The sequence below is a fragment of the Caenibacillus caldisaponilyticus genome, from assembly GCF_002003465.1.
In the GTDB taxonomy this organism is placed as follows: domain Bacteria; phylum Bacillota; class Bacilli; order Bacillales; family Sporolactobacillaceae; genus Caenibacillus; species Caenibacillus caldisaponilyticus.
On sequence record NZ_BDDQ01000002.1, the window covers coordinates 146,241 to 161,800 of the forward strand.

Sequence of the window (15,560 nt, forward strand, 5' to 3'; positions counted from 1 at the left end):
CCCTTTATGCATAAGCACAGGAATATGGAATGAAGGGAGAACATTGCTCATCAATATCATTTTTTGAATCATTTTGTGAAAAAGTAATCGACAATGCGTTGACTGGCTTTGCCGTCGATTTTGTCAAAAAAACGGGAGCGAAACGCGGCGATGGCCCGGGCATCATATTCACCCTTTTTAATCCATTCAGCCAGTTCCCGTGTCTCTTTAAAAATCGGGCCTGGAACAAACGATGGATATTCAAAATAAAAGCCCCGCTCCCTTTCATATTCCTCCAAATCATGAGCAAAGAATGCCATCGGTCGGTCGAGCAGGCTAAAATCAAATATAATCGATGAATAGTCCGTAATTAAAATATCCGAAACAAGCATTAATTCTTGAATATCAAAACCGTTATTAATGTGGTAGACAAAATGGTTCTCGTTATCTCTTACATGCAAGTCTTCCCGCATATAGGGATGCAAATGAACGAGAACGGCAAACTGGCTACCAAGGATTTGCTGCATGGTTTGAAAGTCGATCGGAATTTGAAACGCGTCTTGTCTGTGGCTTTTCCCTCTGAAAGTCGGGGCATATAAGATTAATTTTTTGCCTTTTAACGCTGGATATTGTGCAAAAAACTTTTCATAAGCCTTCTTGTGATTTTCTTTGGAAAAAAAATAATCGGTCCTCGGCACGCCGAGCGGCAGAATATCTTTTTCCGGCATATTAAAGGCCTCAGCATAAAACGGAATAACCGCTGTGGAACTGACAATCGCTTTTGAGTAATTGGAATGCACTTTAACATACCGCAAATATTCTTCACTCGGTCCGAACGCCTTACCAACCGTGCTATAGCCAAATTTTTTAAAAGCGCCGGCGGCATGCCAAAGTTGAATGATCTCTGTTCCTTTCCGTGGTTTGATGACATAAACAGGAAAGTAATAATCATCAATAAAGAAATATCGCGACGTCGCTAAGTGATAACTGGCACGAAGCAAATGAAAAAAATATCCAAGTTTTCCTGCTAAGGAGGCACGATATTTTTTTAACAGAAATACGGAATGAAAGCCGTATTGCCGGCGTACGAGCTCTTGAAAAACATAGAGCAAATTCCCGGACAATTTTTCAGAACGATAAGAGGCAAAAGCCACCTTTTTTTCTCTAACCGGGAATAAAATTGTCGACAGGGCATAAATCGTACGGATAAACATGATTGCCGTCAACGTCTTTAACAGTTTTAATTTATTCACGGTTCAATCGACCTGCCATTTATATCCCTTACCATCAGACCCGATATTTAAATTTCCCATTGCATCACCGTTTTGCCCCAAGACGTTGTCAAATCTTGTTCAAACGCATTAATGATATCTTGAATCGTACGCACCGTCAGCACGGATCCGACTAAGACTTCGAGGTATTCCAACACGTCAGGATGTTCCTCTAAGAACTGGACAGTATTGACAAAATCGACGCGGCCGCTGCGGCTGCTTCCGATCAAGGTCAAGCCTTTTTCAAGCACCATGCGGGTGTTGATTTCAACCGGATTTTCGGAAACGCCCAAAAGCCCGATCGTTCCTTCCGGATGAATATGGTCGATCGCTTGATCGATGGCGTATTGACTCCCAATTCCCCCCGCACATTCAAACGCGTGATCGATGCGAAGTGTCGAGGGAATTTGGTCGATGAGATAAACATCATCGGCAAAAGAGAAATAATCCAGCTTATAAGGCGTTTTGCCGAAGACGATAATCCGGCTGTTTTGATATTTCTTTTTTAATATGAGTGACGTAATAAATCCGAGGTTTCCGTCTCCCCAAATGCCGAACGTTTGCCGCCTGGAATGGGCCGTTTTTTCAAATCTTGAAATGGCATGCATACTGACGCTGATCAATTCAATAAACGCGGCGACGTTCAAATTAATGCCAGGGAAAAGCGGAACAACCCGATCGCGCTTTAAAAATACATAATCTTGCATAAACCCATCGTAACCGCTGGATCGAAACTTGCTAGAGCGCAAATAATTTTCAGCGATGATGTCATCTGTTTCAACGGGAGTATTCGGGATCATGACCACGGGTGTTCCCACGGCCCACTCGCCCTTTGGATCACGCATGACTTTGCCGACGGCTTCATGGATGAGAGCCATCGGCAATTTCTTGGCCAAAACTTCTTTATCCCGTGAACCGGTGTAATACCTTTGGTCAGCCGCACAAATCGATAGATGAGTGGGACGGACGACGACATCATCTGAGTGAACCGAGCAATCTTGATAGGCCACTTCAAATTGCCTTGGTGAGACGAGCCGATAGATTTGATTAATCATTCTGTTGTCCGCTCCTCCAAAAGAGCATTCGCGATTTTCAAATCATACGGCGTGGTGATCTTAATATTGAACAGCTCGCCCTTTACGATTTTTACCTGTTCACCGTGCAAAACAAAAATCTTGCAAGCGTCGGTCAAAATCTCCTTTTGTTCATCCGTCAAAGCATAATACAATTCTTTTAATTTCTTAATATTGAAGCTCTGCGGTGTCTGTCCTTGGTACATAGTGCTACGAACTGGAATGTCGTGAACCATTTCGCCGTCGTTGGATTGGATGATGGTGTCGATCGCCTCAATCACTGTATCCACCGCACCAAATTTTAATGCGTTGTCGATATTTTCCTCAATAATTCGGTGGGTGAGGAAAGGGCGGACCGAATCATGGGTGACGATAATATCATCATCATTCAAGCCAATTTCGTTTTCGATATATCGAATGCCGCTCATAATGGATTCATTGCGGTTTTCTCCGCCCTCTACAACGACGAGCCGGTTATCATGACCGATAAATTTATTGAGGATATCCTTCGTATGATTCATCCATTGTTTCGGCGAGACAATAATAATCTTGTCAAACCGATCGTTAAGCATGAATTTTTCAACGGTATGGATAAGGATCGGCTTGTTCTTCAGCGGCAAATATTGTTTCGGCATATCAATGTTTCCCATGCGTGTGCCTTTACCGCCGGCAAGGATTTCGGCGTAGATCACTCTTCATCGACCCTCCAAGTACGAGACATTGTCACAATTTATTTTTACCGGCCGGAAACGTCCGAGCATTGGTATAAAGTGCACCTTAATAGGTCCATTCACCTAAATCTTTAGTCTTTAATACTCTTAGAATCCATGTTACGACAAAAAAATCTATTAATCAATGACCGATCGTGATCATCTGCTAATGCTTTCCATTTGACGTCCCGATGTTTGCCGCCGTTTAACGAAATGAAACATAATGTCGATTTAGGAGAAAGGCTAAAAATGATTTATTGACTGTCAAACCAAACATTAAAAACCCGCTTCAAGTTTGAAAAACCATCTTGAAGCGGGGGATTCGGGCCGTCTTACAAAATTTAATCGGTCCGTATGGCGTTCGAAACGTATTGGCCATTTCGCGATGGATGACGGCCGCTCCTTATTTTGCCCGAAAACGGATTTTAAAAATAGTCACGAGAAAGCGGGGCAGGGCGAGCATGCGGCGCCAGCGCGAAGGCTGCTGAATCAGGCGATAAAGCCATTCCAGATACAGCTTTCGCCAAATCAGCGGAGCCCTTTTTACCTTGCCCGCCAACACATCAAAACTTCCGCCGACGCCGATCATCAAACCTTTTTTCAATTCGGGGCCGAAGCGCGCAATCCATTTTTCCTGCTTCGGAAACCCCAAGCCGACAAGCAAGATGTCGGGTTCCCGCGCTTTGATCTCCTCGATCACGCGGCGGTCGTCAACATCGAAATACCCGTGGTGATACCCGACCAATCGGAGGCCGGGCACCGCTTCGACGGCGCGGCGGGCGGCCTCTTCGATCACGTCGGGCGCCGCCCCGAGGAAATACACTTTATACCCTTTTTCCGCCGACAGTTGAAAAAGGCGCCAGATGAGATCATAACCCGTCAAGCGTTCCTGGATCGGCGTGCCGAGCAGCTTCGCGCCGATGACGATGCCGATGCCATCAGGGGTGACGACATCCGCTCGCTTTAGAACAGAAAAATAGTCTGGATCCTTTAAGGCGTGCATGACAATTTCCGGATTGGCCGTCACGACAAACGTTTTCTCGCCGCGCGACAGCCGCCCGTCCAACATCTGTACCAAACCGTCCATGTCGGTATTGATAAATGGAATGCCGAGTACATCGACCGTTTTCGTCACGTCAATCTTTCCCTTGCCGCATGTTGACATAACGGAACGATTTTCATCGTCCGTTCAACCATACGCTTCGATTCTACATCATTCCAATGCGTCGCACCATGCAAAATCACGCGCTTGAGCCCGCTGGATTCCGGTTTGCCGCGATTTATTTAGCCCGTTTGGCCCCATCATAGTGTTCGAGAATCACCTTGACTATCCGCTCAGCGGCATGCCCGTCTCCGTACGGATTGGCAGCCTTCGCCATTTTTTCGTAAACCTCCGGATCGGTCAGGAGCTCCTTCGCCAGCCGGTAGACGTTCTCTTCCGACGTCCCGGCGAGCTTCAACGTGCCCGCTTCGATGCCTTCCGGCCGTTCGGTCGTGTCCCTTAAGACCAGAACGGGGACGCCGAACGTCGGGGCCTCTTCTTGGATGCCGCCGGAATCGGTCAAAATCAGATGCGCGCGGGCCATGAAATTGTGAAAATCGATCACCCCGAGCGGATCGATGAGGTGAATGCGCGGATGATCGCCTAACGTCGCGAACGCAATCTCCCGGACGGCCGGATTGAGATGAACCGGATAAACGAGGGCGATGTCCGCATGTTCGTCGACGAGGCGGCGAACGGCGCGAAACATGCGGCGCATCGGTTCACCCAAATTTTCCCGGCGGTGGGCGGTCATGAGCACCATTTTGCGCTTGCCGACCGCTTCCAGCACCGGATGGCGATAATTGTTCCGGACCGTCGTCTTCAGCGCATCGATCACGGTATTGCCGGTGACAAAAATCGCCTCGGGCCGCTTGTTTTCTTTTAAAAGGTTGTCAGCCGCCCACGTCGTCGGCGCAAAATGAAAGTCTGCCATGATCCCGGTGAGCTGCCGGTTCATCTCTTCCGGAAACGGGGAATATTTATCGCCCGTTCGCAGCCCCGCTTCCACGTGCCCGATCGCGATTTGATTATAAAAAGCGGCGAGGCTCGCGGCAAAAGTGGTCGTCGTATCGCCGTGGACGAGCACGAGATCGGGCTGAGTTTCTTTCATAATCCGGTCCAAACCGGATAAAGCCTTTACGGTAATATCGGCGAGCGTCTGGCGTTCCTTCATGATATGTAAATCGTAATCCGGAACGATTCGAAAGACGTCGAGCACTTGGTCGAGCATTTCCCGGTGCTGGGCGGTGACCGCCACGATCGTCTCGATCTTTTCGGGATGTTTCTTCAATTCCAGAACGACCGGCGCCATTTTCACCGCTTCCGGCCGGGTTCCGAAGATGACCATGATTTTGATCGGTTTTTGCATGGAGACACCTCTTCGCGTCATTCGACTGCCTGCATAAAATTGCGCATACCTTGTTTCGCACTTTAAAAATCTTCGGGCCTCTGCTTCACGCTCTGCAGCCCGCATCCAAAAACACCTCTTCACACATTACCCCTATGATACAAAAAAAAAGGCCACGGTGCCAGGCACCGTGGATCGTGAAAGGGGCAAGCGGTCAGCTCACCCCGGCTTGGCGTTTTCGCGCGCCCAACCATAAGAGCGCACCGCCGGAAGCGAGCAACCCCCCGCCGGCCGCCATCCAATCCCATACATGAGAAGCGGTGTCGGGAAGCCGTCCGCCCTTCGCTGTCGCTGAGGCCGCCTTTTTACCTGCGGGCGGCTGGGCGGGCAGGCTCTTCGCTGTGGTTTCTGCACCTTTTGCCGCTTGATTGATCAAATCCGGATTTAAGAGATCGGGCGTCACGTTCAGATCGGCCAAAAGGTTTCCATCTTTATCATAAAGCTCGATCAACAGGGTTGCATTTCCGATGTCCTTCATTTGAAAGAGTTCGGCCAGGGTGATGGGCTTTTTATGACCGTCGCTGACCAAATAATATTTCGCGTGCATCTGGAACACCTTCAACATGTCCTCAAAGATGCCGGCCAATGCCTCGGCCTGTGCTCGCGTCAACGACTCGGCGTTTTCATCGAGGGAATCGCTGAAAGCGATCAGGCGGTCAGCAATGCTTTCCATTCCTTTTTCGACTTGATCCGGATCCAAGGAATCAAGATACGTGAACACGCGTTCGATCTCTTCATCCGTCAACCCCAACGACTCAAAGATGGCGGATAAATCTTCCTCGTCCGTATCCCCCAGCGTATATTCATCGAGGTCAAACACCAGATCATCGACGAACTTATAGTCGTCCAGCGACCGCCCGTGGGCCGCCAACAGATCGATGAGCTCGGCTTTCGTCAAACCGTACTCGTCCAAAACTTGCTGCAGCGTTTGATCATTAAGAGGTTCGCCCAAAAAGTCCTTCAGTTCGGCAAACGAGCCGAATTCCTTTATGGAGGTGTCATATTCTTTCTCAAGATATTGCTCCAAATCGTTTCTCGTCCAATGAAGGCTTTTAAGATAGGCTTCGAGCTGCTGATCGTCTGCGGACGACCATGCCCAGGCATGGGCCGGGGCGAAAAAAAGGACAAACAAACCCAACAACGGTAAAAGGCGTTTCATAGAACCCTCCATCGAATAAGACTTAATAATTTAAATATATGACAAAATACATTTTTTGTATATGAAAAATTTTAAACTTTACTAATAGATCTTCGCCATCGGCGTTGAAACAGGATTGAGCCAAACATTTTGTTGGGGAAAATTCCTAAGATATTGTAAAATGGAAAAGGAAACGATACGACATAAGCGAGGGATGACCATGGAGACGAGTTTTTTCAAAAACAATCGCGAGCGTTTCTTCGAGCTCATGGAAGACCGGTCGATCGCCGTTTTCTTCGCCGGCGAAGCCCCGCAGTCTTCCGGCGATCAACAGCACCCGTTTGTCCCGAACCGAAATTTTTATTATTTATCGGGTATCACCGAACCGAAAATCGTCCTCCTGCTCACGAAATTTGAAGGAAAAAAAGAAGCGCGCCTGTTTGTGGAACGGCCGAATCCGGTTATGGCGAAGTGGATCGGCGAAAGCCTGACGAAGGAAGAAGCCGCAGAGGCTTCCGGCATTGAAGCGGCCAACGTGTCGTACTTGGATGAATTTCACGGCTTCCTCCAAAGCTTGCTACTGAGCCTGCCGTATGAACACGTGTACCTTGACTTGGAAAAACGCGCATGGAACGCTCCGTCCACACCGGCGGGACGCTTCGCCCACGGCATCAAAAAACGCTATCCCTACTTGCAATTACATAATGCGTATCATGCGATCTGCGACATGCGCCTGATCAAGACGAAAGAGGAAATCGAAACGATCCGGGAGGCCGGGCGCATCACCGTGGAAGGGATTAAACACGTCTTGCGCCACGCCAAGCCGGGCATGAAAGAATATGAGTACGAGGCTTATTTTGATTTTGTCTTGAAGTCTAACGGCGTCAAACATCACGCTTTCCACACCATTGCGGCCGGCGGCAAAAACGCGACCGTGCTGCATTACGAGCGCAACGATCAAACGGTGCGGGACGGCGAACTTTTGCTTCTCGACCTCGGGGCGCAGGTTGACCTTTACAACGCCGACATCAGTTACACCTTCCCGGTCAACGGCAAGTTCACCGAGCGGCAAAAGACGATTTACAACATCGTCTTAAAAGCGCTCCGCGAAGTGACCGCGCTCATCAAACCGGGCGTCCCTTTCAGCGATTTACAAGAGCATACGAAAAAGGTGCTCGCCGAGGAATGCCAAAAAATCGGTTTGATCAAAACGCCCGAGGAGCTGTCGAAGTATTATTTCCACGGCGTCAGCCACTCGCTCGGTCTCGACACGCATGACGTCGGGCGCCTCCGCGACCAAAAACTGGCCCCCGGCATGGTGCTGACCGTCGAACCCGGCTTATATATTGAAGAAGAAGGCATCGGCGTCCGCATCGAAGACGATGTCGTCGTCACGGAAGACGGCTGCGAAGTGCTGACGACCGGCCTGCCGCGCACCGTCGAAGAAATCGAAGCGTTCATGGCCGAAGCGCGCAGCGGTCAATGAGCGAACTTGGTCCATCAAAAAACATCTCTATTCGAGGAGGCATCATCTATGGAATATCGGCGTTTGGGTCGATCGGGTTTGAAAGTGAGCGAAATCTCGCTCGGCAGTTGGCTCACTTACGGCGGATATGTCGCCGCCGAACAGGCGATCAAAACGATTCACAAAGCCTACGATCTCGGCATCAACTTTTTTGACACCGCCAACGTTTACATGCACGGCGAGGCGGAAAAAATTGTCGGCCGAGCCATCCAAGCGTTTCCGCGCGAATCGTATGTGCTCGCCACCAAGGTGTTCTGGCCGATGGGCGACGGGCCGAACGACCGCGGGCTGTCCCGCAAACATATCATCGAGCAAGCCAACGCCAGTCTGAAACGCCTGGGCGTCGATTACGTCGACATCTACTATTGCCACCGCTACGATCCGGAAACGCCCTTGGAAGAGACGCTGCGCGCACTCGACGATCTCGTCCGCCAAGGCAAGGTGCTGTACATCGGCGTCAGTGAGTGGACGGCGGAACAAATCACCGAAGCCGTGCATCTCGCCGATAAAAAATTGCTCGATCGCATCATCGTCAACCAACCGCAATACAGCATGCTCGTCCGCCATATCGAAAAAGAAATCATTCCGGTTTGCGAAAAACACGGCATCGGGCAAGTCGTTTGGTCGCCGCTCGCCCAAGGGGTGTTGACGGGCAAATATAAAAAAGGCGCAAAACCGCCCGAAGGCAGCCGCGCCGCCTCGGACAGCAAATTCATTCAATCGCTGTTGACCGACGAAAATCTCGACAAGGTGGAAAAACTCAAGGGCATCGCGGATGAGCTCGGACTGTCGCTCGCCCAACTCGCCCTCGCTTGGATCCTCCGCCAGCAAAACGTTGCCAGCGCGCTCGTCGGCGCCAGCCGTCCCGAGCAAATCGAGGAAAACGCGAAGGCGTCCGGCGTCAAGCTGGATGACGAGGTCCTCGCCAAGATCGAAAACATTCTGGAAAGCTGAGCGCACGGGCCACGCCGCCCATTGGCGGTCGACTCCGCCCGTTTACGAGACGGGCGGAGATTGTTTTTTCACCGTTCTCCATCATGGCCGCTTTTCAAATCATACGGGTGCCTTGCAGCCGGCAGGGCACCCCTTTTTTTGCGCTATTTTTTTGGAACCGCATGGCTATAAATTGGCTGTAAGATATCCTAATGGGCTCTTCGAAACGCAACCGTGCCATTCACTCACGCACGAATGATTGCCATATTTAACGCCATTGCACATATTCGACAATGGTGCCGTCCGGGTGACGAACCCGCATGTTCCAGCCGGTCGGAACAGGCTTGATGTCTTCGAGCAATTCCGCCCCTTTGCTTATTAAGCTTTCTTTCGCATCCTGGATTTCGTCAACCAAACAAGTTAAAGCGGTCGCCCTCACCCTCGAAAGATGCTCTTCTTTACCGGCAATCAACAATAGCGGTCCGATTTTCGCCAATTCCAAGCGCAGTTCAGGGTAACGAAAGCGCAGACTCACGCGTTGACCCAAAACCGTCTCGTAAAACAAAATCTGTTGCTCCAACTTTTCCGGTTCCACGTACAGCCGAAACAACACTTCCCGAATGCGCATGGTTTTCCCCCCTACTTTTGGTCAGAATGCACCGAATCAAAGCGCGTCTGTTGGAAAGCTCCCATCAAAGATTTTACTTTAATTTTATAAATTCATCCCTATTTTCCGGCTTTCGCTCTCCCATTCGTTTGAACGCTTGCGGAGCATGATTTCGTACAAGGGTAGAAAGCCATGAATGTTTTTTGACGAACAGAATCCCATTCGGCGAGAACTGCCGTTTGCTTTAAGGAAATGATAATCCGCAGATGAATTCGCGGGTCATTGTATTGGCTCAAATGGCGAGATTTGGACATCCAAAGCAGGATCACTGCCTGAGAAAATCGAATACACCAATGAAAATCGCTTTTGAGGCGTGGGGGAGAATAATGGAGCTGAAAAAACAACTGATCGAATTAAAAGCGATGGCCAAAGAGCAAATATTCAATCTTGATATGGACGATTTGATCCATAAGATGCTGGTGAACATCGGGACGGTGGACCCGGAATTGCGCGATGCGCTCATTTATGCCACGTTTATAAGATTGATCGACGATGATTTTTTGACTGGGCGGCAGCTGCAGGCCGTCATGGAAACATGTTTAGACCATAACCATTTGTTTTATCGGATCGGTGAAACCAATAGCGATTCCGTCTTTACCCGTTCCTTTTCGTCCCTGATCATCGCCGCCGTTTTGGAAAAAGACAAAAAGGGTTCGCTGCTTCCCGCTCCCCTTGTGGCCAAAGCGACGGCGAGCGGTCATTCTTATTTGCGCCAAGAAAGAGATACAAGAGGGTACGTCGAAGGGAAAGGATGGGCGCACAGCATCGCCCACGGGGCCGATTTATTGGTTGCGGCCATCAACCATCCCCACTATCGACCGGAACAGTCCAAAGCCTTCCTGGATACCGTGCGCCATTGTTTGTTCAAAGACGCTGCCGTTTACACCGATGATGAAGATGAACGGCTTATTTTTGTCATTGAATCTCTTATTGATAAAGGTTTAGAGGAAACGGAATTCGTTGATTGGATCTTAAAAGTATTTGATGATTTGGAGATGTTGTTCGAAGAAGAGGGGCATGCGTTAACGTTTTATCGCAAAAAGCGGAACGTCACGAATTTCTTTAAGTCGCTCTATTTTCGATTGGGGTACAAAAACCGCGGTGATCAGGTGAGACGTTGTATAAAGGAGAATTTAAAAATCTGGCATCAGCGGTTATTTATCCTTTAGTTTTTTCGTGATATTCGTTCCTGGCGATGAATGGATGCGGTGTGCCTTATGCGGATGCAACATGCCCTTTCATCGGCCTCTGCATAGCCAAAAAGGATGCCGAATGACATCCTTTTTGGCTTTATTGATCACGGTTTGCCCATTCGCTTGTCAAAGCGGCCGCCGAATCGAAAGCTTCCCTCCTGAACCGAACCGTTACGCTTTTTCAACGCCGGTCGGCAAAACCCGCGCTATTATGCAAGCAAACCGCGCCTTTCATTCGGCGAAAGCGCCCGGTCCTTTACAACTTTTTCCCGGAGAAATAGGCGGTCAGATAGTCGGCCCAGAGCTTGATGCCCTTTTCATTCGGCAGGCGGCCGGCTTTGTCCAAATCGTTCGCCAACCCTTCGCCTTTCGGCCAGGCGGAGAGATGGTCCAGATAGACGTAACCGGCGTCTTTCGCTGTTTCCTTAAGCTCCTCGGCGCGGGCGTTAATGCCGTCATAAAACGTGACGGGATTCGGCGGTTCAATCATGAACGTCGCGTCCGGAAGGGTGTCTTTTAGATTGTTTCCGATAAGGACGGGAATGCGCGCCGAATCGTGCGTGCTGACCTTGCCGTTGTCCTCGATCAGCATGGCGGTAAAAATGATAACGTCCGGCTTTTCATCCGCCAGCGATTGATACAATTCCTTTTGATAAACGGTCAGCGAATTTTCGCCGGAAAACGTTTTCTCCTTCACATAAAAAATCGGGGACCCGTAGGCGTCATTCAATTGCTTTTGCAAGGGCGCCGCCAACCCCAGGACGCTTTCCCCGCCGGCCAACAGCACGCGGACGGACGATTTATTTTCCAACGCCGTTTTGATTTTATCCTGAAGTTTTTTCGGCAAATGTTTTGTCAACGCAGCGGGATCTGCCGGAGCGTCCGAGGCCAACGCGCCGTTTGCCTGTCCCCCGTCATTACCGGCCTTCCCGGCCGTTTCTTGATCCGCACGCCATTCGGCTTTCGCCGCCTTGGACATGCGCGCCACTTCGCCTTTCCAATGCAGGCGGCCGGCGATCACCGCCGCGGCGCAAACGATCACAGCAAAGATGACCAACAACCCTTTTTTCAAAGGTTCACCCCCTCATCCCACGTGTGAAAACCGATTCCAAGTATGTATTTTTTTATTTTTCTTTTTTATTGTATATCAGCACAAGGGCGTTCACAATATCTCATTGATCGCAAACCACGAGCCTGGCGAAACAAGAATTACAGGGCGGCGCTTATGCGTATCGATCCCTCGGTCTTCGAGCGCGTTTTAAAACGGTGCTCACGGCCATCACCGCATCAAATCGCTTGATGGAGACGTTTTGGACATTATATTCTTTACATTGAAAGAGGAAGGATTAAGAGGGCTCCATCCTTCCCGACCGGCTTATGGATTCAGGCATCCGGCTCGATCAGCCCGAGATTTCGCCAAAATACGAGCCATCCGTTGCGTGGACGGCACACCGTTGGACGAATGTCCGACAGACAACGTTTTAAATATAAAAAATGGGCCCGAAAAACGCCTAACGGGCATTTTTCGGGCAAACAAAAAAAATGTCCGGGCTCGCGGGGAGCCCGGTACAAAAGTCGAATGATTTGTCGGCAAAGACGGCGTTGGCTTGGCCTTTTCTTGATCACGCCTATGTAACTACGCCTTTGATCTCACGCCTCTGTTTTCATGTCTCTCATTTCTGCCATCTGCCATAATAACCGCTTCGCTTTGAACGCTCCACTTATTTTCTTTCAGCTTTGACCATTTTGCGCCAACGATTTCTGTTTGGCGCATCCGCCTTATTTCAGAACGGATTTCGCACCCAAGTAACGCGGTTTCCAATAAGAATTGTTCATGGGAGTGACGGTCACGCCTTGAGAGCTCGAAGCGTGGATGAACTTGCCGTCTCCGATATAAATCCCAACATGGGACGGACCGTCTTTATAAGTTTCAAAGAAAACGAGATCGGCTTTTTTCGGCGAAGAAACGGTCTTTCCGGCTTTCCATAATGTATCGGTCGTGCGCGGGACATCGACACCGTTTTTGTTAAAAACATATTTGACAAAGCCGCTGCAGTCGAAACCGGACGGCGATTGTCCGCCCCATTTGTAAGGGGTCCCGATGAGCGATTTGGCATTGGCGATGATTTTGTCCGCCAGCGCGCTGTTCGAATTAACGCTCACACTGGCCGCTTCGACGCGCATGTTGTTCAATGAAGCCCACGTCTTCAGACCGACGATGCCGTCCGGAACAAGCCGGTGCGCTTTTTGATAGTTGATGACAGCCGCGCGCGTATACTTCCCGAAAATGCCGTCGATCCAGTAGTGATAGTAACCGAGTTTGCTCAACTTATCTTGGAGCGTGCGAACGGCTTGTCCGCGCGAGCCGTAGGACAACAATTGTTGGCTTGCCGTGACCTTTGTCGGAGTTTTGGCCATGGCCCCATCGGCCAATGCCGGCGCGACTAACAAAGAGCAAGCCGTCAGCGAAGAGATGAAGATTTTACGGAACGGATGATGCATTGCTGTCTTCCCCCCGATGCGGTTGTTCCGTTTTGGTTGGTTGCCGTATCACGTTTGGTACTTTCATAGTAAAGGGGGAAGATTACAAACCTATAACATTGTTTTTGCGAGACTTTTAAAATGCGGATAAACCGGGTAAAAATTTTTACCCATACCGCCATAAAAAAGAATATATGGAAACATATGGTTTTTAACGCGCGACGGAACGTCCGGGCACGGCATGAGCCGATCGACCTCCCGTCTGGCGGCAAACGCTGGGCAAAGCTCCCTGCGCTTTCATGGGCGATGCATTACGGGTTATCCGACGCATTCCGCAACACAACGATGTTGACGCGCCGGTTCATCGCCTGATGCGCCTTGGTATCGTTTTTGACGCGCGGATGGTACTCCCCGTAGCTCGTATAGCGGATGCGTTCCGGGCGGATTTTGTCCTCATTGATCAGAAACATGGCGACGTTATGCGCGCGCGCCGCCGCCAATTCCCAGTTTGAGTGGAATTGATTGGAATAAATAATGGGGTTATTATCGGTGTGCCCTTCAACTTCTATCGGATTGTCAATCGATTGCAAGATGCCCCCGATCCTGCGCAACACCGGGATGGCGTTTTCTTTGATGTCCGCCTTGCCGAGATCGAACAAAATTTTCTCCTTAAAAGTGATCTGTACGCCGCGCGGCAAATTTTCTAATTCGATGAGCGTATCCAAGTGGTTTTCCTTTATGTAATTCTGCAATTTCACATACAGGCTGTCCAACTTTTGCTTGTCCGTTTGGCCGTTCTTGTCTTTCTTATCCTTCTTTTTTTCTTTATCGAGCAAATCGGTATTTTTTACCTGGGGAACGTTCGACTGTTCCACGATCGTTTCCCCGTGAAAAGCGGTTTTAAGCGACTGGATAAGCGCGTTAAAGCGGCTGTTCTCCAATTCGCTCATGGAATAAAGGACGACGAAAAACGCCAGGAGCAAGGTGATGAGATCCGCATACGTCACAAGCCAGCGGTCTTGTTTGTCGCGCTCTTGATGTGGGTTCCGTTTCCTCCTCCTAATCATTGATCAAATCCGCCTCTCCGAGAGGTCCATCGTCCCGATTTTTTTGACGGCCGTGTTTATCCAAAAAGGCTTGCAATTTATTGCGCAAAATCGTCGTGTTTTCGCCGAGCTGAATGGACATGAGTCCCTCCGCTTGCAGTTCCATCAGCAAAATGTCCTGTTCCAAGCGCGCTTTAATTTTATTGAAAATCGGCAGATAGATGAGGTTCGCGCTCGAAACGCCATAAAGCGTTGCGATAAAGGCGACCGCGATGGACGGCCCGAGCGTTTCGGGATTGTTAAGATCGCCCAAAACGTGAACGAGCCCCATGACCGTACCGATAATCCCCATGGTCGGCGCGAAGCCGCCCGCTGCTTCAAAAACGCGCGCAACGGACAAAATGTTTTCTTCATAGCGTTCGATTTCGCGGTTCAAGATGTCTTCGATCATTTCCGCTTCCGCGCCGTCGACGACCATTTGAATGCCTTCCTGGAGAAATTTGTTGTCGTCGTTCTCTTCCAGCCGGCCTTCAAGGGCCAGCAAGCCTTCGCGCCGGGAAATGTTCGCCAAATCCACGAGCTGTTCGATCGTCTCTTCGGGACGAAAAGGTTTCTCAAAAAAAGCGTATTTTAAGATGAAAGGAATTCTCTTTAACACACGAAAAGGAAAGCTGGCGATCACGGCTCCGAAAGTCCCGCCGAACACGATGAGCGCCGCGGTGCCTTGTAAGATGGCCGCAATCGACCCGCCTTCCAAAATAAACCCCATCAGTAAGGATAGTATGCCGAGCAAAAGTCCGATCACCGTTGCAAAATCCATGGTTGTTCACCCTCCAACCAATACCTGTATATATCTTTTATCGACGTAAACCCCCTTTTTCTTTAGATGAATGGCCGTGAAATGGGACTAAAATCCTAAGCCCATTCTGAAAGCCCCCGTTCAAGCCGAATCGGAGCGAAAAATGACCTTCCCGGCAAAACTCCCCCATTCCTCCCATGACCGCAAGCATAGCCGAGTTTTTCCATTCGCTTGGCAGACGGCCGCTGCGCCTTATCTCCTACTTTGAGGCATGAGTCTATTTACTTATTTTTTA

14 protein-coding genes are annotated in these 15,560 nt (G+C 49.7%); 3 read left to right on the plus strand and 11 right to left on the minus strand.

The window, feature by feature from the left end:
- Positions 1-68: 68 nt before the first annotated feature.
- From CCB157_RS00885 to CCB157_RS00910, 6 genes are all read right to left on the minus strand, one after another.
- Positions 69-1,232: a CDP-glycerol glycerophosphotransferase family protein gene (locus tag CCB157_RS00885; RefSeq protein ID WP_077614033.1), complete on the minus strand. Its 1,164-nt coding sequence runs from the start codon at positions 1,230-1,232 to the stop codon at positions 69-71.
- A gap of 47 nt (positions 1,233-1,279) precedes the next feature.
- Positions 1,280-2,305 carry a ribitol-5-phosphate dehydrogenase gene (locus CCB157_RS00890; RefSeq protein WP_077614034.1) on the minus strand — a complete coding sequence of 342 codons (1,026 nt, stop codon included), beginning with the start codon at positions 2,303-2,305 and terminating at the stop codon, positions 1,280-1,282.
- Positions 2,302-3,015: an IspD/TarI family cytidylyltransferase gene (locus tag CCB157_RS00895; protein WP_077614035.1), complete on the minus strand. Its 714-nt coding sequence runs from the start codon at positions 3,013-3,015 to the stop codon at positions 2,302-2,304. The genes CCB157_RS00890 and CCB157_RS00895 overlap by 4 nt, the downstream gene beginning before the upstream one ends.
- A gap of 421 nt (positions 3,016-3,436) precedes the next feature.
- Positions 3,437-4,168 (minus strand): WecB/TagA/CpsF family glycosyltransferase, encoded by a 732-nt coding sequence (locus CCB157_RS00900; RefSeq protein ID WP_238594542.1) that lies wholly within the window; start codon positions 4,166-4,168, stop codon positions 3,437-3,439.
- 145 nt (positions 4,169-4,313) lie between these two features.
- Positions 4,314-5,444, minus strand: coding sequence for a non-hydrolyzing UDP-N-acetylglucosamine 2-epimerase (gene wecB, locus CCB157_RS00905; RefSeq protein WP_077614037.1), 1,131 nt, complete (start codon positions 5,442-5,444; stop codon positions 4,314-4,316).
- 193 nt (positions 5,445-5,637) lie between these two features.
- The gene (locus CCB157_RS00910) at positions 5,638-6,642 is read right to left on the minus strand and encodes a processed acidic surface protein (RefSeq protein ID WP_158077155.1); all 1,005 of its coding nucleotides are present in this window, start codon (positions 6,640-6,642) and stop codon (positions 5,638-5,640) included.
- A 199-nt stretch (positions 6,643-6,841) separates the two neighbouring features.
- On the opposite strand from CCB157_RS00910, the gene CCB157_RS00915 reads away from it, so the two are divergent.
- Positions 6,842-8,107 (plus strand): aminopeptidase P family protein, encoded by a 1,266-nt coding sequence (locus CCB157_RS00915; RefSeq protein ID WP_077614039.1) that lies wholly within the window; start codon positions 6,842-6,844, stop codon positions 8,105-8,107.
- A 48-nt stretch (positions 8,108-8,155) separates the two neighbouring features.
- Entirely contained in the window at positions 8,156-9,100 is a 945-nt protein-coding gene (locus CCB157_RS00920; RefSeq protein WP_077614040.1) for an aldo/keto reductase family protein, read from the plus strand.
- Between the two features lie 247 nt (positions 9,101-9,347).
- On the opposite strand, the gene CCB157_RS00925 is transcribed toward CCB157_RS00920, so the two are convergent.
- Positions 9,348-9,707 carry a VOC family protein gene (locus CCB157_RS00925; RefSeq protein WP_077614041.1) on the minus strand — a complete coding sequence of 120 codons (360 nt, stop codon included), beginning with the start codon at positions 9,705-9,707 and terminating at the stop codon, positions 9,348-9,350.
- Positions 9,708-10,072: 365 nt separating this feature from the next.
- On the opposite strand from CCB157_RS00925, the gene CCB157_RS00930 reads away from it, so the two are divergent.
- Positions 10,073-10,915 (plus strand): DUF2785 domain-containing protein, encoded by an 843-nt coding sequence (locus CCB157_RS00930; protein ID WP_158077156.1) that lies wholly within the window; start codon positions 10,073-10,075, stop codon positions 10,913-10,915.
- 280 nt (positions 10,916-11,195) lie between these two features.
- Here the strand turns inward: CCB157_RS00930 and CCB157_RS00935 are convergent, their stop codons facing one another.
- The 4 genes from CCB157_RS00935 to CCB157_RS00955 form a co-directional block, all read right to left on the minus strand.
- Positions 11,196-12,011, minus strand: coding sequence for an SGNH/GDSL hydrolase family protein (locus CCB157_RS00935; RefSeq protein WP_077614043.1), 816 nt, complete (start codon positions 12,009-12,011; stop codon positions 11,196-11,198).
- 707 nt (positions 12,012-12,718) lie between these two features.
- Positions 12,719-13,441, minus strand: a complete 723-nt coding sequence (locus CCB157_RS18180) for a C40 family peptidase (protein WP_077614045.1) — start codon at positions 13,439-13,441, stop codon at positions 12,719-12,721.
- Positions 13,442-13,731: 290 nt separating this feature from the next.
- Positions 13,732-14,487 (minus strand): flagellar motor protein MotB, encoded by a 756-nt coding sequence (locus CCB157_RS00950; protein WP_077614046.1) that lies wholly within the window; start codon positions 14,485-14,487, stop codon positions 13,732-13,734.
- A complete protein-coding gene (locus tag CCB157_RS00955; protein ID WP_077614047.1) occupies positions 14,480-15,286 on the minus strand; it encodes a flagellar motor protein in 807 nt (268 codons plus the stop codon). Before CCB157_RS00955 ends, CCB157_RS00950 begins: the two co-directional genes overlap by 8 nt.
- Positions 15,287-15,560: the final 274 nt, after the last annotated feature.